At 69.5% G+C, this 25,754-nt stretch carries 23 protein-coding genes; 2 read left to right on the top strand and 21 right to left on the bottom strand.

The window, feature by feature from the left end; genetic code table 11:
• Window positions 1–52: 52 nt before the first annotated feature.
• Entirely contained in the window at window positions 53–1,132 is a 1,080-nt protein-coding gene (gene prfA / locus IT359_09630) for a peptide chain release factor 1 (GenBank protein MCC6929237.1), read from the bottom strand.
• A complete protein-coding gene (rpmE, locus tag IT359_09625) occupies window positions 1,129–1,335 on the bottom strand; it encodes a 50S ribosomal protein L31 (GenBank protein ID MCC6929236.1) in 207 nt (68 codons plus the stop codon). Before rpmE ends, prfA begins: the two co-directional genes overlap by 4 nt.
• Window positions 1,336–1,930: 595 nt before the next feature.
• Here rpmE and IT359_09620 point away from each other — a divergent pair.
• Together IT359_09620 and IT359_09615 are read left to right on the top strand one after the other, a co-directional pair.
• Window positions 1,931–2,605: a Crp/Fnr family transcriptional regulator gene (locus IT359_09620; GenBank protein MCC6929235.1), complete on the top strand. Its 675-nt coding sequence runs from the start codon at window positions 1,931–1,933 to the stop codon at window positions 2,603–2,605.
• 225 nt (window positions 2,606–2,830) lie between these two features.
• A complete protein-coding gene (locus IT359_09615; protein MCC6929234.1) occupies window positions 2,831–3,640 on the top strand; it encodes an MBL fold metallo-hydrolase in 810 nt (269 codons plus the stop codon).
• Between the two features lie 22 nt (window positions 3,641–3,662).
• On the opposite strand, the gene IT359_09610 is transcribed toward IT359_09615, so the two are convergent.
• The 19 genes from IT359_09610 to larE all read right to left on the bottom strand — a co-directional run bounded on the left by IT359_09610 (window position 3,663) and on the right by larE (window position 25,749).
• A complete protein-coding gene (locus IT359_09610) occupies window positions 3,663–6,005 on the bottom strand; it encodes a carbohydrate binding family 9 domain-containing protein (protein ID MCC6929233.1) in 2,343 nt (780 codons plus the stop codon).
• 66 nt (window positions 6,006–6,071) lie between these two features.
• Complete coding sequence (locus IT359_09605) at window positions 6,072–7,598, bottom strand: hydantoinase B/oxoprolinase family protein (protein ID MCC6929232.1); 1,527 nt, start codon at window positions 7,596–7,598, stop codon at window positions 6,072–6,074.
• Window positions 7,599–7,653: 55 nt separating this feature from the next.
• Entirely contained in the window at window positions 7,654–9,585 is a 1,932-nt protein-coding gene (locus IT359_09600) for a hydantoinase/oxoprolinase family protein (GenBank protein MCC6929231.1), read from the bottom strand.
• Between the two features lie 10 nt (window positions 9,586–9,595).
• A complete protein-coding gene (locus IT359_09595; GenBank protein MCC6929230.1) occupies window positions 9,596–10,954 on the bottom strand; it encodes a DUF4105 domain-containing protein in 1,359 nt (452 codons plus the stop codon).
• Window positions 10,951–11,955, bottom strand: a complete 1,005-nt coding sequence (locus IT359_09590) for a Gfo/Idh/MocA family oxidoreductase (protein MCC6929229.1) — start codon at window positions 11,953–11,955, stop codon at window positions 10,951–10,953. Before IT359_09590 ends, IT359_09595 begins: the two co-directional genes overlap by 4 nt.
• Window positions 11,956–12,050: 95 nt before the next feature.
• Entirely contained in the window at window positions 12,051–13,268 is a 1,218-nt protein-coding gene (locus tag IT359_09585; protein ID MCC6929228.1) for a SpoIID/LytB domain-containing protein, read from the bottom strand.
• 212 nt (window positions 13,269–13,480) lie between these two features.
• Window positions 13,481–14,905: a 30S ribosomal protein S12 methylthiotransferase RimO gene (gene rimO, locus IT359_09580; protein MCC6929227.1), complete on the bottom strand. Its 1,425-nt coding sequence runs from the start codon at window positions 14,903–14,905 to the stop codon at window positions 13,481–13,483.
• 65 nt (window positions 14,906–14,970) lie between these two features.
• The gene (locus IT359_09575) at window positions 14,971–15,930 is read right to left on the bottom strand and encodes a D-2-hydroxyacid dehydrogenase (protein MCC6929226.1); all 960 of its coding nucleotides are present in this window, start codon (window positions 15,928–15,930) and stop codon (window positions 14,971–14,973) included.
• Between the two features lie 114 nt (window positions 15,931–16,044).
• Window positions 16,045–16,545, bottom strand: a complete 501-nt coding sequence (locus tag IT359_09570; protein ID MCC6929225.1) for a YajQ family cyclic di-GMP-binding protein — start codon at window positions 16,543–16,545, stop codon at window positions 16,045–16,047.
• Window positions 16,546–16,610: 65 nt separating this feature from the next.
• Entirely contained in the window at window positions 16,611–17,087 is a 477-nt protein-coding gene (locus IT359_09565; protein ID MCC6929224.1) for a DUF983 domain-containing protein, read from the bottom strand.
• The gene (locus tag IT359_09560) at window positions 17,080–17,943 is read right to left on the bottom strand and encodes an RNA polymerase sigma factor RpoD/SigA (GenBank protein ID MCC6929223.1); all 864 of its coding nucleotides are present in this window, start codon (window positions 17,941–17,943) and stop codon (window positions 17,080–17,082) included. The genes IT359_09565 and IT359_09560 overlap by 8 nt, the downstream gene beginning before the upstream one ends.
• A gap of 96 nt (window positions 17,944–18,039) precedes the next feature.
• Window positions 18,040–18,918: a signal peptidase I gene (gene lepB, locus IT359_09555; protein MCC6929222.1), complete on the bottom strand. Its 879-nt coding sequence runs from the start codon at window positions 18,916–18,918 to the stop codon at window positions 18,040–18,042.
• Window positions 18,915–19,325, bottom strand: coding sequence for a hypothetical protein (locus IT359_09550; GenBank protein MCC6929221.1), 411 nt, complete (start codon window positions 19,323–19,325; stop codon window positions 18,915–18,917). Before IT359_09550 ends, lepB begins: the two co-directional genes overlap by 4 nt.
• A 116-nt stretch (window positions 19,326–19,441) precedes the next feature.
• Entirely contained in the window at window positions 19,442–20,935 is a 1,494-nt protein-coding gene (locus tag IT359_09545) for an aldehyde dehydrogenase family protein (GenBank protein ID MCC6929220.1), read from the bottom strand.
• Window positions 20,936–20,993: 58 nt separating this feature from the next.
• Complete coding sequence (locus IT359_09540; GenBank protein ID MCC6929219.1) at window positions 20,994–21,431, bottom strand: hypothetical protein; 438 nt, start codon at window positions 21,429–21,431, stop codon at window positions 20,994–20,996.
• Window positions 21,432–21,471: 40 nt separating this feature from the next.
• A complete protein-coding gene (locus IT359_09535) occupies window positions 21,472–22,836 on the bottom strand; it encodes a sigma-54-dependent Fis family transcriptional regulator (protein ID MCC6929218.1) in 1,365 nt (454 codons plus the stop codon).
• On the bottom strand, window positions 22,833–23,477 hold the full coding sequence (locus IT359_09530) for a hypothetical protein (protein MCC6929217.1): 645 nt from the start codon (window positions 23,475–23,477) through the stop codon (window positions 22,833–22,835). Before IT359_09530 ends, IT359_09535 begins: the two co-directional genes overlap by 4 nt.
• A complete protein-coding gene (thpR, locus tag IT359_09525; protein MCC6929216.1) occupies window positions 23,478–24,212 on the bottom strand; it encodes an RNA 2',3'-cyclic phosphodiesterase in 735 nt (244 codons plus the stop codon).
• Entirely contained in the window at window positions 24,181–25,749 is a 1,569-nt protein-coding gene (gene larE, locus IT359_09520) for an ATP-dependent sacrificial sulfur transferase LarE (GenBank protein ID MCC6929215.1), read from the bottom strand. Before larE ends, thpR begins: the two co-directional genes overlap by 32 nt.
• Between the last annotated feature and the right edge of the window lie 5 nt (window positions 25,750–25,754).

The following is a 25,754-nucleotide window of genomic DNA, read 5'->3' as shown; positions in this document are numbered from 1 at the left end:
GGCGACGGTGAGCGGGGCTGGCTCGTCCGCGCGCGCGGCTTCGCTCCCCACCTTACGCGGCCGAGTCGCCGGAGAGCTTCTCTTCCGTGTCGGCGAGTCGCAGTGCTTCGATCAGCTTGCCGATGTCACCGTCAATCACTCGGGAGATGTCGTAGAGGGTGACATTGATGCGGTGATCGGTGACGCGGCTCTGCGGGAAGTTGTAGGTGCGGATCTTCGCCGAACGGTCGCCGGTGCCGACCTGCGTCTTGCGCATGCGGGCGCGCTCAGACTGGATCTCCGAGAGGCGCTGGTCGAGGATGCGAGCGCGGAGCACCTCCATCGCCTTCGCCTTGTTCTGGATCTGCGAGCGCTGGTCCTGCTGGGAGACGACGATGCCGGTGGGGAGGTGCGTGATGCGCACCGCGGAGTCGGTGGTGTTCACCCCCTGCCCCCCTGGCCCCGACGCGCGATAGACGTCGATGCGGAGGTCCCTGTCGTCGATGCTCACGTCCACTTCTTCCGCCTCCGGAAGGACGGCGACCGTCGCGGCGGAGGTGTGAATACGTCCGGCGGCTTCGGTGGCGGGGACGCGTTGCACCCGATGCACCCCGGACTCCCAGCGCATGGCACCAAAGGCGCCGTCGCCAATGACCTTGAAGACGACTTCCTTGATGCCGCCCAGCGTGGCGTCGGAGTGCGACATGATCTCGATGCGCCACCCGCCGTGGCGCTCGATGTAGCGGGTGTACATGCGATACAGGTCGGCGGCGAAGAGCGCCGCCTCGTCGCCGCCGGTGCCGGCGCGTATCTCGACGATGGCCGGGCGGTCGTCGAGCGGGTCGTGCGGGACGAGGAGCGGCTTGAGGTCCACGTCCATCTGTTCGAGGGCGTGCGCGAGTCGCTCGACCTCGGCGGTGGCCTCGGCGGCCATTTCGGGGTCGTCAATGGAAACGAGCTCGCGCGCCTGCGCGAGCTCGTCCTCGGTCCTGCGAATGCGGTTCGCCAGCTCGACCACCGCGCCGAGGCGCTGATGCTCGCGACCTAGCGCTGCCAGCTTCCTGGAGTCCTTGGCGGTCGCTGGATCGGAGAGTTCACGCTCGACTTCGGCGGCGCGCGCGACGGCGTCCGCTAAGCGGTCGCGGAGGCTCAGGCCGACTTCCCGGCGTACTTCTGGCGGAAGCGCTCAACGCGTCCCGCGGTGTCCACGAGCTTCTGCTTCCCGGTGAAGAAGGGGTGGCAGTTGGAGCAGATATCGAGGTGGAGTTCGCCGATCGTGGAACGCGTCTGCCAGCTGTTGCCGCAGGCGCACTTCACGGTCGCGGTGGCGTACTCCGGATGGATGTCAGCTTTCACGGAGGCCTCTCGAGGTACTGGTAAAGAGCATGAGAATGTAGCGGATGTGGAGGGTGGGAAACAAGTTCGGGGCGGGGGGAGGGGGGCAGAGTCGGGGCACGTTCGAGGTCAGCCAATTCGGGGTCAGAGTCACCGAGAATTTGGTTCGGTGACTCTGACCCCCTTCAAGTGATTTCTCGGTGACTCTGACCCCCTTCAAGTGATTTCTCGCTGACTCTGACCCCTTTCCGATCCAATCGGCCCCGGCCGCCCGGCCGCCCGGCCGCCCCCCAGCCCCCCGCCTTGTGACTCCCGCCACAGACGCGGCGTGCGATTCCGGCAACCGTAAGGCCGCGGTTGGCTCACGGCGGGGCGCGCGGCGCACTGTCAGGCGCAGCGTGACAGGCCATCGACGCTTGCGCCGAAGCACGGGGAACGGCGCACAGCGCCACTGTGACGGGACGTCCCGCGCGGCGTCCTACCTGTGGCGGGGTGTTTGTCTACTCGCGCTTCCGTGCCGTCTCCTCGGAATGCCACTGTCATGGCTCCCCTGCTCGCGATCGACCCGACTCCGGCTACATCTTCGTTCCCGACTTCAGCACTACAGGCACCGCGGATGGATATCAGCAACTTCCTTCGCTCCATTCCGATCTTCTCCAAACTCGACGACGCCGAACTCCAGCGCTTCGCCGAACTTACGCGCGAGAAGAACTATCCGAAGGGGAGCGTGATCGTCTTCGAGGACGATCCCGGCGACTCGCTCTTCATCGTCCGCGACGGCCGCGTGAAGGTCGTCCTGATCGGCGAAGACGGACGTGAAGTCATCCTCGGCGTCCTCGGCGTCGGCGAGCACTTCGGAGAGCTGTCACTCATCGACGACCAGCCGCGATCGGCGCACGTGATCGCGATGGAGGATACGAACCTTCTCGTGTTGCGTCGCGACGATTTCCGCCGACGAGTCGAAGCCAATCCGGCGGTCGCCTGGTCGCTCCTGGTCGAGTTGGCGCGCCGCCTGCGCCGCGCCGACGCCAAGATCCACGGCCTCGCGCTCCTCGACGTCCCGGGACGCATTGCCCGGCTCCTCCTCGACTTTGCCGAGGAAGGGGGAAAGGACACGATCGAGAAGCCGCTCACGCACCAGACGATCGCCCACATGATCGGGGCGAGCCGCGAGACGGTGTCACGCACCATCCGCGACTTCCAGATCCAGGGGCTGATTCGCGTCGAGCGCCGGCGCATCTCGGTTGCCAACCGCCCGTCGCTCAAGCAACTCGCGCAGGCGCGCGTGTAACACGCGGGGGCGCCCCGCCACTGCGCGCGGCGCCCGTCGGACGGGAGGTCGACGGGACACAATCCCTACCCCACCACCTCCACCAGTCGCCTTCACGCGACTCGCCTCCCGTCCCTCGTCACCCCCGCTCCCGTCCACCCCTCCTCGTTCTTTTCTCCCGCTGTCGTGATGCGAGTTCGCTTCTGGGGAACACGCGGTTCATGTCCCTCCCCCGGTCCCGCGACCGTGCGTTACGGCGGGAACACGACCTGCGTGGAGGTGCGCACCGACGACAACCATCTCGTCGTCCTCGACGCCGGGACCGGCATTCGCGAGTTGGGGCGCTCGCTGGTGGCCGACGGGAGCGGGCGCCCGATTCGCGGCGAGATCTTCTTCTCCCACGCGCACTGGGACCACATCCAGGGGCTCCCCTTCTTCACCCCCACCTTCCAGGCGGGGAACCACTTCACGTTGTGGGGCTCGCCGTCGCTGGAACGATCGCTCGAGGTGGTCCTGCGCCAGCAGATGAGCCCCGTCGTCTTCCCCGTCAACTTCGACCAGTTGAGCGCACGCATGGAAGTGCGCACGCTTGCCGGCCCGCGGTACGACGGCCCTGGCTACGAGCTGCAGACGATCAACGTCCGCCACCCGGGGAGCGCGCTGGGATTCCGCGTCTCGGCAAACCACGACGCCAACCGTTCGGTGATCTTCATTCCGGACAACGAACTCGACCCGTTCGGCGACCATGCGGATTCGGCTTCGTCGCGCGACGCATTGGTCGACTTCGCCCGCGGCGCCAAGGTCCTGATCCACGACGCGATGTACACGGGGACGGAGTACATGGAACATCGCGGCTGGGGACACTCGTCCTACCGCGACGCGGTCGACTTCGCGATCGCCGCCGAGGTGGAGACATTGGTCCTCTTCCACCACGAGCCTGACCGCAGCGACGAGGCAATGGACGAGATGCTCGCGCTGTGCCACAAGATGGTGCTCGAACGGAATGGCAGCGTGAACGTGATTGCAGCTGCCGAGGGGATGGAGCTGACGCTCTGACGCCGCGGGCGATGTGCCCGGCTCACTGCCGGAAGAGGTACATCACCTTGAGGAAGATCCCATCGTTCTGCCGCCGCATCCCGGTGTCGGCCAGGCGTCCCGGCGAACGCCACCCGTCGCCGTAGCCGATGAAGGCGGTGGTTCCCGGCGATGGTTCGTACTGGATGAGCCAGTCGGTGCGCAGCGAGCGCGTGTCGCTGGCCGCGATCGCCACGCCGTCGGCATCGAAGAGCGGGAACGTGGTGCCCCGCAGCCGCAACGCCTCCACGCGGTCGGCGCGATACTGCGACACGACACGGAAGAAGAGCGCGCGCGTGGGCTGGTACTCGACCTTGAGCCGCGGAATGGTGCTGTGTGCATAGCCGGAGCCGTCGGCCGAGCGCGTGATGCGCGAATCGGTGAGCGTCGCCTCGATGCGCGTCCCCGCGGTGGGACGTACCAGGATCGACGCCGAGGCGCGGCGTTGATTGCCCTCGACCCCCTCGATGAAGATCGGCACCGCGCCGTTGGAGAACGACAGCGAGCCGTTGACCTTGCCGAAGACGGGCGACGTGACCGACAGCGACGTTGACCAGAGGTCGTTGAGGCGCACGCTGGGGTCCCACGGCGTGAGATGCCCCTCGATGTCGTAGGCATAGACGCCAGCCGCAACGCTGCGATCCACCTGGAAGAAGTCGCGGCTCACCGACGGACTGATGCTCCAGCCGCCACGCATGGTGATGAAGCCACTCACCTCGTCCTGCCCCTCCAGTTGCGACGCGCTGGAGAGCGATCCGTGCCGCCAATAGCGCGTCGGCCCGCCGAACACCGTCACGTTCTGGAAGAGCGAGCCGGCCTTCCCCAGCCAGGCGAGTCGATTGAAGCCGTGCGCATACTGATAGCCGACGCGCGGGACGAAACCGGCATCGCTCTCAAAACGATCTCCAAAGCCGCGCAGCTGGTAGTTGAATCCCCACGATCGTCCGGTGCGATCGAACTCGGCGCGCCAGACTGGTGCCGATCGCGTCTCGTTGTCGCGCGTGGTGATCGACTGCCCGAACTGCGTCTCGAAGTAGTACAGCTTGCGGAAGACGAGACGGTTGTCGGCGGCGACCACGGTGTTGCCCTCGCCGGTCCGGCGCCGATCGGTGACGGTGAGCCCCACGATCGAGTTGCCACCGTAGTCGGCGCGCAGGCGCGCGATGTTGAAGAGCGCATCCTTCCCCGGAACCTCGTCGAGCGCGGAGAGGAGGGCGAATCCGGCGCGCCCGAGCTTCCCCGTGAGCTTGGCGCCGGCGACCGGGTTCGCGATCTGCCGCGAGTAGACGAGCTGGCCCGGCGTGGCAAAGAGCTCGATCCCCTCGAGGAAGAATGGGCGGCGCTCCGGGAGGAAGAGGGTGAAGCGCTCGTTGACCGTCACCAGCCCCGCGTCGGACTCCACCTGCGAGAAATCGGGGTTGATGGTCCCCTCGGCGGCAAACGACGGAAAGCCGAAGCGAAGGTTCACGCCGCCGTCAAGGGTCCCGTTGTCGCGCGCGAAACGTCCGTCGGCGGTGCGCGAGCCCGACACCGCCTCGGTGATGAACGGCTGGATGTCGGTGACGATGCCGCGCTCGACGTTGTCGATCCCCAGCAGGAGCCCCGACTGCGCCAGCAACGACGAGGCGCCGCGCTGTGCATCGGTCCAGGTGTCCTCGGCGCCACGTCCCGGGATATTGCGCACCACCTGGATGCCCCACCGCTGCGCGCCGTTGGGGAAGCGCAGGCTCTTGAACGGGATCCGCATCTCGACAGTGTAGCCCGTGGCCGTGAGGCGCCCGCGCGTCTCGAATCGGAAGTCAGGATTGAGGTCGACGCTCCCGCCGAACATGTTGCCCGCGCTGGCCGCCCCCTCGGTGCGCACGCCGTCCAGCTGCACGCCTAACGCGTTGGCGCCGAAGAAGAAGGCGCGGCGCCGGTCGTCGAAGGTGTCGAGGTAGATCGTGACGCGATCGTCGTTGGCGATCTGGTCGCGTTTGGAGAGCGTGGCGCGAACGCTCCCCGAGTCGGACGTGGCGATGATGGCGAAGTAGATCGCCTGCGCCGAATACAGGACGCGAACCTCGGTGGGCTCAGCGGCCTCACGCTGGTCCACCGGCTGGTACTGCCAGAAGCCCGTGAGGCGCGCCGCGCGGTTCCACGCCGGCTCGTCGAGCGCCGCGTCAAGCGTGATGGGCTCGTCCAGACGAGGGACGGTGACCTGCGGAGCCCCTCGCCCCGCATACTCGCGCCCCTGCTGTGCCGTTGCGGCTGACGGAACGGACGCGCCGAAGCAGAGGGCAAGGCACATGGTGAGGCGCGTGGCGACGCGCACCGCGGCCACGTTCAGGAAAGCATTCGATGGCATGCCGGGAAGGTAGCGACGCGAGGGGCGACCCGCTGTCTGGGCAGGGTCATCGCGAGTGTGGCATCGTCACGCCTCGCCCCACCCGCCGCCCCCCGGGGTGAGGACGCTGACGACGTCGCCCGGCCGCAGCTCGAGGCGACACTTGGCCGGAATCGGCTCGCCGTTGAGCAGGTTGAGCCCGGGGTGCCCGTTGCCGCCACCCACCGCGCCTAACGGGGCGCGCCGCCGACGCTCGGTGACGAGCGTGACGGTGCACGGTTCGAGGACGCGATAGCGACGCACGACGCCGTCGCCCCCGCGCTGTGCCCCGGTTCCCCCCGACCCGCGGCGTACGGCGTACTCGTCGATGCGGATGGGATAGGCGTGCTCCAGCGCCTCGATGGGCGTATTGCGCGTGTTGCTCATCCCCACGTGCACCGCATCCGGCCCCGCCCCGCGCGACGAGCCCCCCTGTCCGCCGCCTAACGTCTCATAGAACGTCCAGCCGCGCCCGCCGAACGTGATGTTGTTCATCGTCCCCTGCCCTTGCGCCGGGACGTCCACGCCGGCGTCGGCGAGGGCGGCGAAGATCGTGTCGGTCACGCGCTGCGACATTTCGACGTTGCCGGCCGCCACTGCCGCCGGCCAGCGCGCATTGATCGCGGTTCCCTCTGGGACGACGAGTTCGAGCGCGCGCGCAATGCCGTCGTTGGTCGGAACGTCGTCGTCGAGCAAGGTGCGCAGGACGAAGACAGCCGCCGCTCTCGTGACGGCAAAGGGGGCGTTGACGTTACCCGCCACCATCGGCGACGTCCCGGTGAAGTCGAGGCGCAGGCGGTCGCCGAGTGCCTCGAGCGCCACGACGATCGGGATGTCGGCGTCGGTCACGCCGTCGCCCTCGAGGGCGTCGCGCGCCGAGCCGCGCGCACTCCCCAACTGCGCAATGCGAGCACGCGTCCGCCGTTCGGTGTAGTCGAGGAGCGCGTCGCACGCCGCCTCCACCATCGCGCCGCCTTCGCGCGCACGCAACGCCAGCCAGCCGTCGCGACCGGCGGCGCAGGCGGCACGCTGCGCGCGCAGGTCGCCGCGCCGCTCGTCAGGCGTGCGCACGTTGGCCAGCACCAGGCGCAACACGTCGTCCTGCCACTCCCCGTGCCGCGCAATGCGCACCGGCGGGACGATGATCCCCTCCTGCACCAGCTCCGTTGCCCCGCGCGGCATCGATCCCGGCGAGATGCCGCCCACGTCGGCGTGGTGCGCACGCACCGCCGCAAAGCCGACGATGCGATCGCCATCCGCGATGACCTCGATCATGGTGAGGTCGGGAAGGTGCGAGCCACCGTGGTTGGGATCGTTGAGCAGGAAGACGTCGCCAGCGCGCGGATCGTGCGCCAGCACCGCCCGCACCGACTCCGGCATCGCTCCCAGGTGCACCGGGATGTGCGCCGCCTGCGCGATCATCCGCCCTGCCGCATCGAACAGCGCCGACGAGGCGTCGCGACGTTCGCGAATGTTAGGCGACAGCGCCCCGCGTTCGAGCACGGTCCCCATCTCCTCGGCGATCATGGCGACCGCATTGGAAAAGACGGTGAGGGCGAGAGGGTCGAAGGACATTCAGAAGCGGACGGGGGACGGGGGACGGGGGACGGGAGTTCGGAGGTGCGCGGGGCTAGGGGGAGGCGTCCTGCTCGAGCAACCACCCGCCCATGTCCAACGAGCGGGCGCGCCAGCCTTCGGCGACGAGGAGCGTGGCGTCGGGGAGGGCGATGACGGCGCGGCCGGTGACCGTGGTGGCGAGTGCGCCGCCGTCGTCGACGAACGTTCCCTCACGCCAGCGATTGGGCCCCCGTCGCCGGAGCGAGACGGCAGGAGCGTCCGTCGACGTGGTGCACCGCAGCGAGACCATCTCGATCGGCGTCTCGAGGACAAAGCCGTAGCGCGCCAGGTGGGCACGGGCAAAACGCGCCGACACCACCTCGCCCTCTTCGCCAGGCGCAACGGGCACCTCCAGCTCGTGCCCCTGCCCGCGATAGCGGATGCGCGCCACAAACTGCGGGGTGCCGCTCCCGCCGGCGCGTCGCTCCGCGTCCAGCGCCAGCCGCGCCAGTTCCCCCGCCGGGAGCGCGTCGAGCGTCGCCATCACGCTCACCATCCCCAGCCGCCGTTCGGGGGCGACGGCCAGACCGAGCGCGGAGAGCACGCCGGCGTGCGGCGGGACGAGGATGCGCGTCATGCCGAGTCGCCCGGCGAGGGCGCAGGCGTGCAGCGGCCCGCCGCCACCGAAGGCGACGAGGACGCAGCCACGCGGGTCGACGCCGCGCTCCACGCTCACGCGTCGCAGGGCGCGCGCCATCTCGGCGTCGGCGGTGGCGATCATCGCCTGCGCGGTGCGCGCGGCATCGGCGCCTAACGCGGTGGCGAGCCGGGCCACGGCGGCGCGGGCGCCGTCGGCGTCGAGCCGCACGTCGCGCGCCAGGCGATCGGCACGGATGTTCTCCAGCGCCACGTGGGCGTCGGTGAGGGTCGCCTGCGTCCCGCCGCGCGCAAAGGCGACCGGCCCGGGGAGGGCGCCGGCGCTGCGCGGCCCCACACGCAGCGCCCCGCCATCGTCGACCCACCCTAACGATCCGCCGCCGGCCGAGACGGTCTCGACCAGCACCCGCGGAAGCGCGATGGGGACGCCGGCAACGCTCCCCCCCGCCTCCACCAGCGGCTCGCCATCGAGGATGAGCCCCACATCGGCACTGGTCCCGCCAATGTCGATCGACAGCGCGCGCTCGAAGCCCGCCAATCGCGCCACGAGCGCCGCACCCGCCACCCCTCCCGCGGGCCCGGAGAGGGCGAGCGAGGCCGCGTGGCGCGCGGCGTCGAGCGCCTCGCGCATCCCGCCGCTGGACGACACCACGCCGGGGGCCGGCATCCCCAGCGACGCCACGCGCCCGGTGAGGTTGTCGAGATAGCGGCGCACCCCGGGACGCGCGTACGCCTCGCACGCCGTGGTCGCCGTCCGTTCGTATTCGCGAATCTCGGGAAGGACGTGCGACGAGCACACCACGTCGACGCCGGGGAGGCGCGTCGAGATCGCTTCCGCCAGTTGCAATTCGTGGCGGGCGTCGGCGTACGCATGCAGCAGCGAGACGGCCACGATGTCGGGCGAAAGCGCCGCGACCTGCTCGGCCACGCGTCGCGCCTCGGCGTCCGTCAGGGGGCGCGGCTCGGCGCCCGGCTCGAGGCGCTCGTGCACCGCCACCACCTGCGAGGCATCGACCAGCGGTGCCGGATGCTGCGCCGAGAGGTCGTACAGCGATGCACGCTCCTGGCGCCGGAGTTCGAGCAGGTCGGTCGCACCGTTCGTCGCGCAGAGCGCCACCCGGGCGCCGCGCCGCTCCAGGAGCATGTTGGTCACGACGGTGGTTCCGTGCACGATGCGCGTCACGGCAGCCGCCGGCGGCGCCTGCGTGCGCAGCGCCTCCTCCACTCCCAGGCTCTGGTCCTGCGGCGTGGACAGGACCTTGCCGGCGCGCACCGCGCCGTCGTCGAGCGAGACGGCCACCAGGTCGGTGAAGGTGCCGCCGACGTCGATGCCGATGGAGTGGCTCATGCAGGTCGCCTCATCGGCGCGGCGCCGAGTGCGAGAGGCGCGCCAGGTGTGCGGCGTCGCGATTGACGCGCTGCTGGGCGAGGTAGACGACGCGCAGGACGAGGAAGTACATGGCGACGTTCACCGGCGCGGCATAGGCGGCGATGGCGCCCGACGGCTGTCCCCATGGCGTGAGAGCAACGATGGCCCCAACGACAGAAAGCAGCGCGAGCACGCGCACGACGTGGAGGAGCGCGTCACGCCAGCGGCGCGAGCTCCCCACGAACGGGAGGAGCGTCGCCACCGCGAGCCAGAGCGGGTTGATGAAGAACAGGTTCTGGTTGGCATGCGCCGCGACGTGCTGCGTCGCCACCCACAGCAGCAGGAGCAGGAGGCCGAGTATGCCGGCGACTGCGCCCCACACGAAGGCGAGAGTCGCGGCCCACCTGGCGCCGGCGACGCGAAAACCCGCCAGGTAGCAGAGGATCGCCACGATCACGCCAAGCGCGAACCCACCCAGCGCGAGCGAGGGCACGGTGGTCAGTTCCGGGGGGCGCGTGGCGGTGAACAGCTCCTGCTCCGAGACGACGAGGGGGACGAGCTGCCCGTTGACGTCGGGGACGCGGATGTCGCGCAACCGGCGCTGGAACTCCATCGGGATGAACATCGCCTCCCACGACGAGATGCGGCGATCGGTCGGGTGGCCGAGGGCGAGGTCGATCCCGGTGCGTGTCCAGAACATGCCGTCCATCAGCCGCAACGAATGGTCGCGATACGTCATCGACGTCACGACCGTGTCGCTGGCGCGCCTGATGGCGCCGCCGATGACGCGGTCGATCGCGTCGCGCACGCGCGTGGAGCAGTTGTCGCGGTAATAGTCGTAGCGGTAGAACTTGTGCTCGTCCTGCGAGTTCCAGAAGACGAAGCGCCGCAGCGAGTCCTTCTGCGCCGCGGTGAGGTTGAGGCGCTGGACCGAGACGGAACGATTGTCCCGCTGGTAGGCGAGGAGCATCTGCGTGGCGTCGAACCCCGCCATCCAGTAGCGCATCTCGCCGCGCAGGAAGCGCGGGAGGAAGCCGGGCTGCTCGAACGAGAACATCCCCCAGTTGAACACCACGTCGGTCCCGGTGCGCGTGTCGCGGATGCCTAACGCGTTGTGCCCGAACCGTTCCCACAGCAGGTCGCCCTGCCCCATCGTCATGACATAGACTTCGAGCTCGCTCCCGGGCGGCGCGTCGGATGGCTGGCCGACCGCCGGCGCCGTGGCCGGTGCGGTCGGCTCCTGCGCCTGCGCGATCGCCGGCGCCAACGTCGGTGCCAGTATCGATGCCAGGGCGAGGACCGGCGGCAGCAGGAGCGCGGACAGCGATCGCGCGAACGCCCTTCTCACAGGCGCACTTCCTTTCCTTCTTCCGCGGACTTGTAGGCCGCCTCGATGAGGCGGTGCACCAGGAGTTGGTCGGTCGGCGCCTCGTAGTCCACCTCGCCGCGCACGGCGGAGACGAAGTGTGCCAGCTCGGCGCGGTAGGACTGGATGAAGGCGCTTTCGCGCGCCGCGGCCCCCGTTGGCGAAACGTCGACCGGCTTCCCATTGAGTTCCTTCACCACGCGCAGCGGTGCCAGGCGCGCGCTCCCTCGCGAACAGAGCGTCTCGAACCACCAGCGATCCTCCTCGCCCACATAGGCCCAGGAGAGGTCGAAGGAGAACGACGCCCCATTGGCGCACTCCACGGCGAGCATCGCCGATTCCTCGACGGCGTTGGCGCCGCGCGCGCGCTCGATGTGCGCCCACACGCGCGTGGGCGCGGGGAAATCGGCCAGCCACATCGCGAGGTCGATGAGCGCGAACCCCTGCTCGAACAGCGCCCCGCCCCCCGCTTCCTGCCGCCGCAGCCGCCATCCCTCGATCTTGCCGCGCGGGTGATACGAACCGGCGCGCACGCCGGTGAGCTTGCCCAGCTCACCGCCCGTGAGGAAACGGGCCAGCGCCTGCACGTCGGTGCGGAAGCGATGGTTGTTGGCGACGAAGACCTTGCGGTTGGCGCGCGACGCAAGTGCCAGGATACGGTCGATGCCCTTGGCGGTGAGCGACAGCGGCCGCTCGCACAGGACGTCGAGGCCGGATGCCAGCAGCTGCAAGACCTGCGGCTCGTGCAGGTGCGACGGCGTGGCCACGACGGCCGCATCGAGCTGGTCGTAGTCGAGCAGGTCGTCGATGTCGGAGAAGGCGTCGGGAATCCCGAAGCGATCGGCGAGGGCGCGCGCCTTGGCGCGGTCGTTGTCGCACAAGGCCACCACCTGCACACCGCGCAGCTTGGCGAGCACGGGGAGGTGGGCCATCTGGGAGATGGCACCGGCGCCAACGACGGCAATGCGAACGGGTGAGACCATGAGACCGGAGAACGTCGTTAGGCGTGCGGTTCGGCGGCGCAGCACACGGTCGGGGGGCCACGCAGTCCTCGACACACGCCCCTGGGGACGCGCCGTCAGCGCAGCCGTTCGACCTCGGTGCCGGGAAAGTACGCCGTGAGGATGGCACGCGCGTCGTGCCCCGAGCGCGCGCGGCCGATCGCTCCCCATTGGCACATCCCGACGCCGTGGCCGTTACCGGTTCCCCGAAGCGTCAGCTGCATGAGCCGGCCGTCACGCCCAATTACCGGCTCGAGCGAAAAATAGGTCGAGTTCAGGATCTCGCCACGTGCATTGCGCAGCGTGGTGCGCAGCGTCGTCCCCGCGAGCCTCACGTTCCCGCCATCGGTCTCGAGAACCAGCGCCGCCACGCGCCCCGAGCGCGTGCGCGCCTCGATGCGTGCGCCGCGCACCGCGCCGCCAGCGACGAGCATTCCCGCCCCCTGGGCGCGCACGTAGCGCTCCACCGCATCGTCCAGCGCGCGCCGGTCAAAGCTCCGCTCCCAGTGAAAGCGCGGCGAGCGATCACACCACGCGCCGCCCCCCTCCGCGGGACTGCGCGCATCCGACACCCCGCGCAGCCAGGGCTCGTCGCGCACCCCGCTCCAGGCCTCGGTCGCGGCGATGGTCGCGCCGCCGCACGTGGAGTGGTACGGCGCGCGGACCACCTCGCCGCGCCAGGTGAGGACGAGTCCCTGCGTGGCCTCGACCGACGCATCGGCAATGGGGTGCTCCGCCTCCATCCCGCCGTAGACCTGGTCCCATGCATCGTCGGTGAGGTCGAAGGGGCGACGCTCGCCCTCGCGCATCCGGACCGCGGTATAGCTGCGTGCCGCGATGGCCTGCGCCTCGAGCGCCGATGCATCGTTAGGCGACCTGACCCCGAGCTCGAGGGGGACCACGCCGCGCAGGTACGCCTCGAGCGGGAGGCGATTCACGACGAGGAGCGCAGTATCGACCGGGGTGAAGGCGAGCACGCCGCGATAGCGCCTCCCCTCCCAGGTGACCGCCGATCCGGCGGCGTCGCTCTCCAGGACGAGCGGCTCCTCGCTCCACGCGGTGGCGCGCGTCCCGCCGCCAATGACGGCGCGCACGCGACGGTTGCGCCGCTCCAGGACGAGATCCGGCGGCGTGCTCCCCCGGGCATGCGTTCTCCCCCAAGCGTCGCGCAAGACCCACGCACCGGTGGCGCCGGGCACCGCGTCGCCAGTCACCGAGCCAACCACCACGCGAACGTCGCGCCCCGGCGCTGGTGGCGCGGCTGGCTCCGCTGGCGCGGCGGGCACTGCTGGCACGGCTGGCGCGAGTTGCCGCGAGCGCGGGGGCGACATCGCCCCGCCGGCGGACCACGCCACCAACGTGACGCAGCACACAACGATGCGGGGAATCCGGAGACGAGCAGCTGGCGACTGGACTGGGCGCACCGTGGCGGGGAGCGGGCGATTGCCTAACGAACTCCTTCAGGGACGCCCCCGGCGCCGAGTGCGTCACGCCCGGCGCGCCTTCCCTACCGCCCGAAGCTCCCCACGCTCCCCGAGGCAACCGGGAGAATGCGCCCGGCCCGGGGCGGCGCCGGCGCCGCGGGTGAGTCGAGGACACGGAGCGCGGTCGCCGCGAAGTCGTAGTCGTCCACCACCTCGTCGAGCCGCACCTGCAGGATGGTTCCCGGGGAGGCTTCGACGCCATCGAGCGTGACCCACGTCACGCCGTCGATATCGTCGCCCTGCGCCTCCAGTCGCCCTTGCACCACGCCGGCGCGGTTGCTCGCGCGGTCGCTCGCGCGGTCGCTCGGGCGATCGACGAGGACGCGCGCTTCGCGCCCCAGCCACGACTCGTAGCGATCCGCCGTGATGAGGCGCTGCACCTCCTGCACGCGCTCGAGGCGCTCGCGCTTCACCTCGTCGGGGACGTCATCGGCCATGTCGAAGGCCGTGGTCCCTTCCTGCGGCGAATAGGTGAATGCTCCCACGCGCTCCAGTTGCACCTCCTCGAGGAAATCGAGCAGCTCCTGGAACTCATTCTCGGTCTCCCCGGGAAAACCGACGATGACGGTGGTGCGGATGGCGACGCCGGGGATGCATTCACGCAGCCGGCGCAGCGTCTCGCGCTGCCTGGCCTTGCGCTCGGGGCGGCGCATGCGGGCGAGCACGGAGTCGGCGGCGTGCTGCATGGGGATGTCGAGATAGCGCACGAGGCGCGGCTCACGGGCGATGAGGTCGAGCATCGCCGGCGTGAGCCCGGCACTGTAGATGTAGAGGAGGCGGTACCAGGGGATCGACGTCTCGTCGAGCAGCGCGCGCAACAGCGCGGGGAGCCCCTGGCCGTCGCGCACGTCACGGCCATAGTGCGCCAGGTCCTGCGCCACGAGGTTCACCTCGCGCGCCCCCTGCGCCTCGAGCAGCTGCGCCTCGCGCACCACGTCGCCTAACGCGAATGAACGGTGCCGGCCGCGCATCAGCGGAATCGCACAGAAGGCGCACCCGTGGTCGCACCCCTCGCTGATCTTGAGGTAACGCACGTGCGGGAGGTCGCCGGCGTAGAGTCGAACGCCGGGGTGGTGCAGCATCGGCGCATCGGACAGGAGCCCGCGCGACTCCAGCTCCGGCACGAGGCGATCCGACTCCGCCGTCGAGAGGAAGAGGTCGACCTCGGGAAGCGACTCGGCCAGCTCCTCCTTGTGGCGCGTCACCATGCAGCCGACGGCCGCCACAAGCTGGCAGCGTCCCGCTTCCTTGTGCCGCGCCGCCTCGAGGATCGCCTCCAGCGACTCGCGCTTGGCGGCATCGATGAAACCGCACGTGTTCACGACGATCACGTCGGCCTCCGCCGTCGACGTGGTGCGCTCCGCGCCGTGCGCCACCAGCTCGGCGATGGTGCGCTCGGAATCGACGGTGTTCTTGTCGCAGCCTAACGTGATGACGGAGAACTTCATCTCTACAGCAGACGGGGGACGTGGGACGGGAGTGCGCGCGGAACAGGACCTGCCCCGTCCGGTGCCTAGTACTCGCGCGAGCGATCGACTTCCCACCTGGTGCGCTCGCCCTTCTCGAAGGCGGCGAGGCATTCGAGGAAGCCGGCGGCGGCGCCGTCCACCGTGGTGAGGCCGGAGATGTGCGGGGAGACCATCACGCGCGTGTCCTGCCAGAGCGGCGAGTCGACGGGGAGCGGCTCGACCTCGAAGACGTCGAGCGCGGCCCCCTTGAGCCATCCCTGGTCGAGCGCCTCGGTGAGCGCCGACTCCTCGATGACGGCGCCGCGGCCGGCGTTGATCAGCACGGCGCCGCGACAGGCGGCCAGCACGTCGCGGTTGATGAGCCGGCGCGTGGACGACGTGAGCGGGAGCGTGACGACAAGCCAGTCGGCGATGGCCACCATGTCCTTGAGCGCCGAGACTTGTGCCATGGCGGCAAAGATCGATGCGTCACCTTCGCCAGAACGCGAGACGCCATACACGCGGCATCCGAGGGCGTGGAAGACGCGCGCACATGCCGTCCCCACGTCTCCCGTCCCGACGATCACCGCCTTGCTCCCCCGCAGCAGCGTGAGGTCGCGCGGCGCCCAGCGGTGCAGGCGCTGGCACTGCGCCAGGTCGACCAGTTGTTGCGAGAAGGCGAGCGCACGCGCCACGGCCCACTCGGCGATCATTGGCCCAAACGACTCGCTGCTGCGCGTGAGCAGGATGTCGCGCGGGAGTTCCTCGGGATAGAGCCACGAGTCGACGCCGGCGCCGGTGCAGTGCACCCAGCGGATGTTTCCCATGGTTGGGAGCGGCGGGCGCTTGAAGCCGACATAGGCTTGGCCCCACGCCAGGTCGGCGGGGGTGAGGTCGGTGAAGCGGTTGCCGCGGATCTCGAGGTCGGGGCGCTTGGCGAGGAGCGCGGCGGCGAGCTCCGCGTGCGCGTTGGCGCCGATGACGATGCGACGCGGGGCAAAGGCGCTCGAGACGGGCGACGACATGGGGCGTGCGGGGCGAGGCCGGGGGGCGGTGAGCCAGCGTGCAGGCGAGCGAGCGAGCGGGCGATTGGGCGAGCGAACAGGCGCGATGGCACGCGACGGCGCGTGCCTGCGCGCCTAACGGTAGTTGCCGAACTTGAGCTCGACGCCGAAGTCGGTGGAGCGCAGGAGGGCGATGGCCAGCTGCAAGTCGTCGCGCGACGGCGAACTGACCCGCACCTGGTCACCCTGGATGGCCGCCTGCACCTTCTTGAGCTTGGCGTCCTTGATGGCGGCGGAGACCTTCTTCGCCGTCTCGGAGTCGAGCGACATCTTGAGCCCGATGTCCTTGCGCACCGTGTCGCCGCCGGCCTCCTTGGTGTCGCCAACGTCGAGGTTCTTCACCGGGACGCCGCGCTTGATCAGCTTGCTCTGCAGGATGTCGAAGAGTGCGCGCATCCTGAAGTCGTCCTCGGCGGTGAGGACGAGCTTCCCGTCGGTGCGGTTGAAGTCGATCGCCGCCTTCGACCCCTTGAAGTCGTAGCGCGTGGCGATCTCCTTTCCCGCCTGGTTCACGGCGTTGTCGACTTCCTGCAGGTCGACGCCGGTCGTGACGTCGAACGAATTGAGCTGGGCCATGGGAACGCGTCGTTCGGTGCAACCGGTTCAGGGAGCGTGCCGGCGGGCCCCGGTCGGGGTGCCGTTCACGACTCGCGCTCGGGCCGGAACGCCAGGTCGAAGGCGAGCCAGACGAGCTTCGAGATGGGATAGAGGAGGATCGGGGCGATGGCGATCCCGAGCGGCGCACCGATCGAGATCCCGTCCCACGGGACGGTTGGCCACATGACCACCAGGACGGCGACGAAGATCCCGGCAAAGAGCAGCTCGGCGAGGATCAGGTTGAACATCATCCCGCCGATGAAGTAGTCCGGCTCGCCGCGCTCCAACTGCCGAGTGCAGGCGCCGCACGCCGGGCGCAAGCGGAACCAGTTCACGAGGACGGGCCCCTTGCCGCAATGCGGGCAGCGCAGCGTGACCGCGCGCCCCGCGAGGACAAACAAGCGGGAGAAACCAGCAAACGAGAGCTCGAGGTGTTCGTTGCCATCGCGCAACCCCTCCATCCCGGTCGCCGGGACATCGCCCGTCCCCCGCCCCGCCTCCCCCGTGCGTCCTTCAGCCAAGGTACGACTCGAGGGCCCGCGCCCGCGACACGTGCCGCAGCCGCGACAGTGCCTTCTCCTTGATCTGCCGCACGCGCTCGCGGGTGATGCCTAACAACGAGCCGATCTGCTCCAGCGTCATCGGCTCCTCGCCGTCCAGGCCGAAGTAGAGGCGGAGGATCTTCGCCTCGCGCTCCTTGAGCGACGAGAGCGCCTCCTCGATGGACTCGGTGAGCGCCTTCTCGAACGTCTGCTCGTCGGGCGTCGGGTTGAGGTTGTCGGGGAGGTAGTCGAGGAGCTTGTTGTCCTCGCCCGGCGTCAGCGGCGCATCCAGCGAGAGGTGCGCCTGCGAGATCGACATCGTCTTGGCGACTTCCTCTTCGGTGATGTCCATCCCCTCGGCGATCTCGGCGTGTGTCGCCTCGCGCCCCAGTTCCTGCAACAGCGAGTTGGCGCGCTTGCCGATGCGGTGCAGCGTGCCGGCGCGGTTGAGCGGGACGCGCACGATGCGCGACTGTTCGGCCAGCGCCTGGAGGATCGCCTGGCGGATCCACCACACCGCGTACGAGATGAACTTGATCCCCTTGGTCTCGTCGAATTTGTGGGCCGCGCGAATGAGGCCGAGATTCCCCTCGTTGATGAGGTCCGAGAGCGAGACCCCCTGGTTCTGGTACTTCTTCGCGACCGAGACGACGAAGCGCAGGTTGGAGCGCACCAGCTTGTCCAGCGCGTCCTGGTCACCGGTGCGAATCCGCTGCGCGAGGAACACCTCCTCCTCGCGCGCAATGAGCGGATACGCGCTGATGTCGCGCAGGTACTGGTCGAGCGAACCTTCGTCGAACGACGACTTCTTGGATGCGATACGTCCGGCAGCCACGTGGGCTCCTGGTGAACGGCGGTCCGGGGACGCCAGGGCGTCAGCCGGAGTGTCTGGGGGAAGAACCGGGAAGTGCTGGAGGAGACGTGGGAAAAGCTAGCGCACGCGGTCGCCGAGTCGATGCCACCGAATGCGGGTCAGGAAATCCAGGCGGGCCGACGAATCGGGAACGTAGCTGTAATAGACCACCATGGGCTGCCCCCGAACCAGCGAGTCGGGCACGAATCCCCAGTAGCGGGAATCGAGGGAGTTGTCGCGGTTGTCGCCGAGGACGAAGAGGTGCTCCAGCGGGACCACGAGCGGGCCCCAGTTGTTGCGCGACGGATGATAACCGATCGATGCCTCGGCGGTCTTCACGAGGTAGTCGCGCTGCCAGCGGAACTCTTCACCGGCAGGATCGGCCCCGGGGTCGGAGTGGTGCACGTACGACTCCTGCAGCCGCACACCGTTGCGGAAGAGGACTCCTTCTTCCATGCGCAGCGTGTCGCCAGGAACACCGACGAGCCGCTTGACGAAGTTCTTCGTCGGGTCGACGGGCCATTGGAAGACGATCACGTCGCCGCGCTCGGGGAGGTGCACCGCCGGGAGGCGCTTTCCGGTGAACGGGACCTCGGCGCCGTACACCATCTTGTTCACGAGCAGGAAGTCACCAACGAGCAGTGTTCCCTCCATGCTCCCGCTTGGGATCTTGAACGCCTCGACCACGAAGGCGCGGATCACCAGGAAGAGGAGGACGGCGAGTTGGAACGACTTGGCCCATTCCCAGAAGGTGCGCAGGACGCGCGGCCGCGACGTGTTGACGCGATCCAGCGCGGCGTCACGTTCCCACTGGGAGATGGTGCCGCGCCCCTCGCTGGCGGCGGTCGAGCGCGCCGCCGGGGAGAGCGCGCCGTTCCCGGCACCCATCGATGTGGACGGTTGTGCAGCCGCTGCCGTGGTTGGCGTCGTTGCCCCGACGCTCGCGCGCTGGATCATCGCACGTCTCCTCGCCAGCTGAAACGCGCGCCGAGCGTTTCGGCGACGGCTCGCAGCTGCGCGGCGTCGGTCGAGGGCCACGGCAGCGCGACAACGGTGTGACGCCCTTCGGTCGCCGCTGCCATCGCCCCCACCGAGTGCCCCGCGCCCTCGAGCGCTGCGCGCAGGCGTGAGGCCAGGTCGGGGACGCCGACGGCGGCAACCATCGCGACGCCCGAGGCTCCGTCGGGCGGCGCCTCGCCCCAACTCGATGTTGCCGGCGAGGGGTGCGACGCGTGTCCCATGCGCGCGGCTAGCGCGCCTAACGTTCGATCCACCGCCTCGGCGATGACCTCCGGGCGCACCGATCCCCGCGTGAGCTTGCGCGCCACGCGCTGGACCACGTCGTCTCGTTCAGAGGAGGACAACACCATCGGAGTTCGGGGCAATTAACCCGCGGCGCATGGAGGCCGCAACCGCACGGACCGCGGGGGGAAGCCGGAGCCATCGCTCAGCGACTTCCGCACCCGCACCGCGTTCCTGCTCAGCCCGAATACGTGTCGATTTGCGCCCGTTGCAGCGCACCAGAGTAATCCACGTAACAGACCTTCGTTTCCGAATAGAACTCGTACACTTCCCACCCCCCTTCGCGGTGTCCGTTCCCCGTCTGCTTCACGCCGCCGAACGGGAGGTGCGCCTCGGCGCCGATCGTGGGAGCGTTCACGTAGGTGATGCCGTTGTCCAGCTCCGACATGGCGCGGAAGGCCAGCTCCACGTTCCGCGTGTAGAGCGACGACGAGAGGCCGTACTTCACGTCGTTGTTGACGGCGAACGCCTCCTCCGGAGTCTCGACCTTGATCACGGAGAGCACAGGGCCGAAGATCTCTTCCTGCTCCAGGCGCGACCCCGAGCGCACATTGGTAAAGATCGTGGGCTGGAAGAAGAACCCCTTGGCGAGCGCCCCCTCGGTGGCGCGCCGCCCGCCGGTGACGAGCTGCGCCCCTTCATCGAGCCCGATCTGCACGTAGCGCTCGACCTTTCGCAGCGACTCCTCGTGGATCAGCGGACCCACGTCGGTGCCGGGTTGCCGCCCGTCGCCCAGCCGGAGCCCCTTTACCCGTTCGACGAGCATGTCCACCAGTCGGTCATGCACCCCGCCCTGGACAATGAGGCGCGAGGTGGCGGTGCAGCGCTGACCGGTCGTCCCGAAGGCGCCCCAGAGCACACCGTCGAGGGCCAGCTCGAGGTCCGCGTCGTCGAGGACGATCTGGGCGTTCTTCCCCCCCATCTCGAGGGAGAGGCGCTTGTGCATCCGTCCGCAGGTCTCGCCGACCTTGGAGCCCGTCTCGGTGGAGCCCGTGAACGAGATCAGCGGGACCTCGGGGTGCCGCACGATGGCGGCGCCGACCGTTTCGCCGAAGCCGTGCACCAGCTGGATCACCTCTGGCGGGAGCCCCGCCTCGAGCATGATCTCCAGGAGGACCGCTCCCGTATGGGGAACGTCCTCCGCCGGCTTGAAGACGCAGGCGTTTCCGCAGACCAGGGCCGGGAACATCTTCCAGGTGGGGATGGCCATCGGGAAGTTGAACGGCGTCACGATCCCGGCCACGCCGATTGGGCGGCGGAACGACATCGCCCACTTGTTGCGCAGCTCGCTGGGGACGGTGTGCCCGAAGAGGCGGCGCCCCTCGACGGCGGCGTAGTAGGCGGTATCGATCCCTTCCTGCACGTCGCCGCGCGTCTCTGCCAGCGGCTTCCCCATCTCGCGGGTCATCAGGTTCGCGAGTTCCTCCTTGCGGGCGGCGAGCAGGTCGCCCACGCGCCGCAGGACGTCGCCGCGCAGGGGGGCCGGCGTTCGGCGCCACAGCTCGAAGCCGCGCTGCGCCGACGCGACGGCGCGCTCCACGTCGTCGTTTCCGGAGCGCGGGAAGCGGCCAATCACGTCGCCGTGATCGGCGGGATTGATATTCTCGAAGTAGTCACCGGTGGAGGGGGCAACCCACTGACCGGCGATGAAGTTCTTGAAGACGGTGGTCATTGCGGAGGCAAGCGAGGGCAAATTGCGGGAAGGCCGGAAAGCTAGCCGCCGCGCCCTGCTAGTTGCACATCCAGACCGTGGGGTGGTCGGGGGTCGGCTTGGCGTAGCCGATTCGGGGGAGGACTTCCACCCCGGCCAGGACCATCCCCCAGAACACGAGGAGGAGCGAGAGGATGTGTCCCTTGGCGCTGCGGTGTCGCCACGTCCAGATCGAGGTCCAGACCCCCGAGAGGGCGACGATCCCCGTGGCGCCGAGGTAGCCGAACAGCCCAACGCCGCAGCGCGCCTCGTATGGCCAGAAGACCATGCCCACCCCCAGCGCGACCGCCAGCAGCAGGCGCAGCGCCACGCCCAGCGTGGAGGTGGCCGACTGCTTGGCGACCGCTTCCACGCGTGCCTGCGGCGTAGCGGCGGACTTGGAGGGGAGGAGCGCTTCGTCGGAGATCGACTCGAGCTGCTTGTCGATCTTCTTGAGTTGGTCGTCCCAGTTGCTCATGAGAAGTCGAGAGGACGAGAAGACGAGAGGACGAGAGCGCTCATCGTTCACGCTCCAGGGCGTAGCGTTCGATCTTCTTGTACAAGTTCGACCGCGGCATGTCCAGCGCGCGGGCGGTCTCGGAGACGTTCCACTCGAAGGCGCGCAGCTTGTGGAGGAGATAGGCGCGTTCCGCGGCGTCCTTGAAGGCCTCGAACGTCTCGATGTCGAGGAGCGAGCCAAGGGAGGCGCCGTCGGCGTGGCGGGCACCGCTGAGGCGCGCGACATCGGCGGCGGTGACGCGCGGCCCCGACGAGAGAATGAGCAGGCGCTCGATCGTGTTGCGCAGCTCGCGCACGTTGCCCGGCCACTCCATCTGCGCCAGCCCCTCGACGGCGAGTGCGTCGAGCGTGCGCGGCGGGGCGCCATCGCGGCGCGAGAGCAGGTCGGTGAAGTGCTGCGCCAGGAGCGGGATGTCCTCGCGCCGCTCGCGCAGCGGCGGGACGTGCAGCGGGACTACGTTGAGGCGATAGAAGAGGTCCTCGCGGAACCGCCCAGCTGCAATCTCCTCCTGCAAGTCCTTGTTGGTCGCGGCCAGGACGCGCACGTCCACCTGCACGCGCTTGGCGCCACCGATGCGCGTGACTTCCCCGTCCTGCAACACACGCAGCACCTTGGCCTGCGCGGAGGGAGACATGTCGCCGATTTCGTCGAGGAAGAGCGTCCCCTTGTCGGCCTGCTCGAACTTCCCGGCGCGGTCCTGCACCGCACCCGTGAACGACCCCTTCATGTGGCCGAACAGTTCGCTCTCGATGAGCTCCGAGGGAATGGCGGCGCAGTTCACCTCGATGAACGGCTTCTGCAGGCGCGGGCTCAGGCGGTGGATGGCGCGCGCGACGAGTTCCTTCCCCGTCCCGTTCTCACCGGTGATCAGGACGCGCGCGGGAGTGGGCGCGACCTTCTCGATCTGTCCCATGAGCGAGCGAATGGCGAACGACTTGCCGACGATCTCGTAGCGCGACTCGATCGAGGCGCGCAGTTGCGCGTTCTCCTCCTGCAGCGAGAGGTGCTGCAGCGTGTTGCGCAGGAGGACGAGGATGCGATCGGTGTCGAGCGGCTTCTCCAGGATGTCGTAGGCACCGAGCTGCGTCGCCTCGACCGCGGTCTGGATGGTCGCGTGCCCGCTAATCATCACCACGACGGCGGCCGGGTCCAACTGCCGAATGCGCCGCAGCGCCTCGAGCCCGTCCATCCCCGCCATCTTCACGTCGAGGAAGGTGAGTTGCGGGCGCCACTTCTCGTACTCGGCGATCCCGTCGGCGGCGTTGGAGACCGCCCGCACGTCGTAACCCTCGTATTCGAGGAGCTGGCCTAACGCGGCGCGAACGCCCTGCTCGTCGTCGACGATGAGGATGCGGCGGCTCATGGGACGTTCTTGTAGAGGGTGACACGCCCCTTTCCCACGCGCACGTCGCCCACCGAGCGCGGAAGCGGGAAAGCGATGGCACGTGGCGGGGTGCCGTCGGCGCGATCGCGCCGGTCGATCTGGCGCACGAGGGCGCTCAACACCGGCGAAGGGACGATGATCTCGTTGATGCGCACGTCCCGCACCGTGAACAGGGCGCGCCCCGGCTCGGCGACCTCGATGGTCCCGGCAAGGGAGACGCGTTGGCGCGACTCGAGGTAACTGGCGATGGGTCCCAGTGCGTCGATCCCGCGAAACTCCGCCGGGTCGAGCGTGGTGCGCAGCACGAGACGGTCGCCCTGGACGCTCGCCTCCACGTCGCGCGACATGGCGGGAAGGCGACGCCTTGCATCGACCAGCACCAGCGAGGCCGCCTCGGCGGCGGTGAGGTTGGCGAAGACCGGGCCCGACTTTCGGCCGAGCGACTCGACGACGTTGCGGGCGCGCTCGCGACGATCGTCCGAGATGCGATCGAAGTCCCCGACTGCCGCCGGGCGCTCGCCGGTGACGATGGGGAGCCAGCGGTCGCGGGTGATCCAGCCACCAACGCCGACCACGGCGACGAGCGTCAGGCAACCGACGGTGCGAAGGCATCCGAACATTCAGGAAGCTCCGTGGGACGCGAGTGGGAAGCGGTCGAGGACGCGATATGAAGGACCGCCGCGGGCGAGCGTGCTCTGGACGAGGGCGACGTCACGCACCGGGAAGGACCATTCGTTCTGCAACTCGGCGAGTGTGGCGAGTGTGGCGAGGTTGGCGAGGGGGGCGTGCGTGGTGTGCGTGGTGTGCGTGGTGTGCGGGGCGTGCGGGGCGTGCTGGGCGTGCGGGGTGTGCGTGGTGTGCGGGGCGTGCGGGGCGTGCGGGGCGTGCGGGGTGTGCGTGGCGTGCTGGGCGTGCGGGGCGGCGCGTGTTTCGATATCGCCCGTGGCGAGATGCGGGGCCACACGCCCGAGTGTGACGTGCGCGCGAAACGGGCGGGATTCGCGCGCGATTCCTAGCGCGAGCAGCGAGTCATCGACGTGTCGGGCAATGGCGGCGAGCGGCGCGAGCGGGTGCATGCCCAACCATACGACGCGCGGGCGCCGGAAGTTTGGAAATGCCCCCGCGCCGCGGATGGTGGCGTCGCAGCCACTCGCCTGGGCGAGCGATGGACGGAGCGCGTCGCCGATCCGGCGCTCGTCGCCGTGGGGGCGCTCGCCGAGAAACTTCACCGTCAGATGCAACACCTCGGGGCGGACCCAGCGCACCCGTGGCGCCGCGGAGCGCAGCTCAGCCGTGGCGCGGGCGATCGACTCACGCACGTCGTCAGGCAGGGTGACCGCCACGAAGAGGCGCATTGGCCGACCGGGGCGAGGAGGGGAGCGGAACCTCGACGGCGACGTGTGAGAAGCCGGCGGCCAGCACCGCCTGCACCACGGCTCGGCGCGCAGCGGGGTCGAGGGTGAGGGCGGTGGGGGGAGCGGGGGGGGGGGAGGGGGGTGATGGCGGCGGCGCGGGGGATGCGGAGGTTGCGGCGGTGGACTCGGCGGGAGTCGCGACGCGAGATACGGCGCGAGATACGGCGCGAGCATCGACGCTGGTGCGCGCGTGGCCGAGGGTCGCGCACGGGACGAGGATGGCGAGGGCGCCGCGCTCCTCGGCGCGAGCCGCCAGCTGCATATCGTCGAGCGAGGCCTGGAGTCGTCGCAGCGCGGCCGACTCCTGCGGCGCTGGTCGCGATTCGGCCGGCGCGTTCGCGTGCGTGTCCGCCCGCGCGCTGGCCTGCGCTTTCGCCTGCGCGCTGGCCTGCGCTTTCGCCTGCGCGTTCGCCTGCGCAATCGCCTGCACGCTCGCGTGCCCGCTCGACTGCACGTTCGACCGCGTCGCGGCGTGCTCTGCGGAGTGCGCCTGCGCTCCTCCATCCGCCGATTCCCAACCGCTCCCGGCCGACGTCATCGAACGCCCACCCTTCCCCCTCGCACCGGACTCTGGCGCGCTCACCTCGCCCACGCTCGGCGCGACGCCGCCGAGGATGTTGAGCGAACCGGACCGGAACCCGCGCAGGTCGATCGCCACGCGCGCGAAACCGGCGGCACGCACGACCTCCGCCAGCTGCACGGCGGGCGACGCTTCGAGCCACGACTGCAGGACGCTGGCCGACAGCTCGACGCGCGCCAGGTCGTCGTGGTAGCGCACGCGCAGGTCGCCGGAAACGCCGAGCGATCGCAACGCCGCTTCAGCGCGCTCGATGCTCGCCAGGCGCTCCGGGGTGACCGACGTGCCGTACGGAAGCCGAGAGGAAAGGCACGGCGACGACGGCTGCGACCACGTGGGGATGCCTCGCCGCTGCGAGAGCAGGCGAATATCTGTCTTCGTAAGGCCGAGCTGCGCCATGGGCGATGCCACGCCGTGCTCGCGCGCGGCCGTGGCCCCCGGGCGATAGTCGCCGAGGTCGTCGGCGTTGGTGCCATCGACCACGACGGCGAGCCCGCGTTCGCGCGCGAGAGGAACGAGCACGTCCCACAACTCGGTTTTGCAGAAGTAGCACCGGTTGACCGGATTGGCCGCATAACGCGGGTCGTTCATCTCTTCGGTGTCGACCTCCAGCACGGGGATGCCGAACTGGTCGGCGACGCGGCGCGCCGTGGCCCACTGCTCGGCGGGGTACGACGCGCTGCGTCCGATGACCGCCAGCACCTTCTCTCGCCCGAGCACCTCGACGGCGAGTGAGGCGAGATACGCCGAATCGACGCCACCCGAGAAGCCGACCAGCACGGAGCCATGCGCTCGCAGCCAGTGGGCCAGCGACGCTTCGCGCGCCAGCGCGACGCGCTCGTCGGGGGGCGCGGCCTTCGCCGATTCTTCGTTGGCGTGCTCGCGGAGGGGGGTGGACATGGGGC

This window comes from Gemmatimonadaceae bacterium (assembly GCA_020852815.1).
Taxonomy (GTDB): Bacteria; Gemmatimonadota; Gemmatimonadetes; order Gemmatimonadales; family Gemmatimonadaceae; genus SCN-70-22.
The sequence above is the reverse complement of the archived record's forward strand: the minus strand, read 5'-3'. Positions and strand labels throughout refer to the sequence as shown.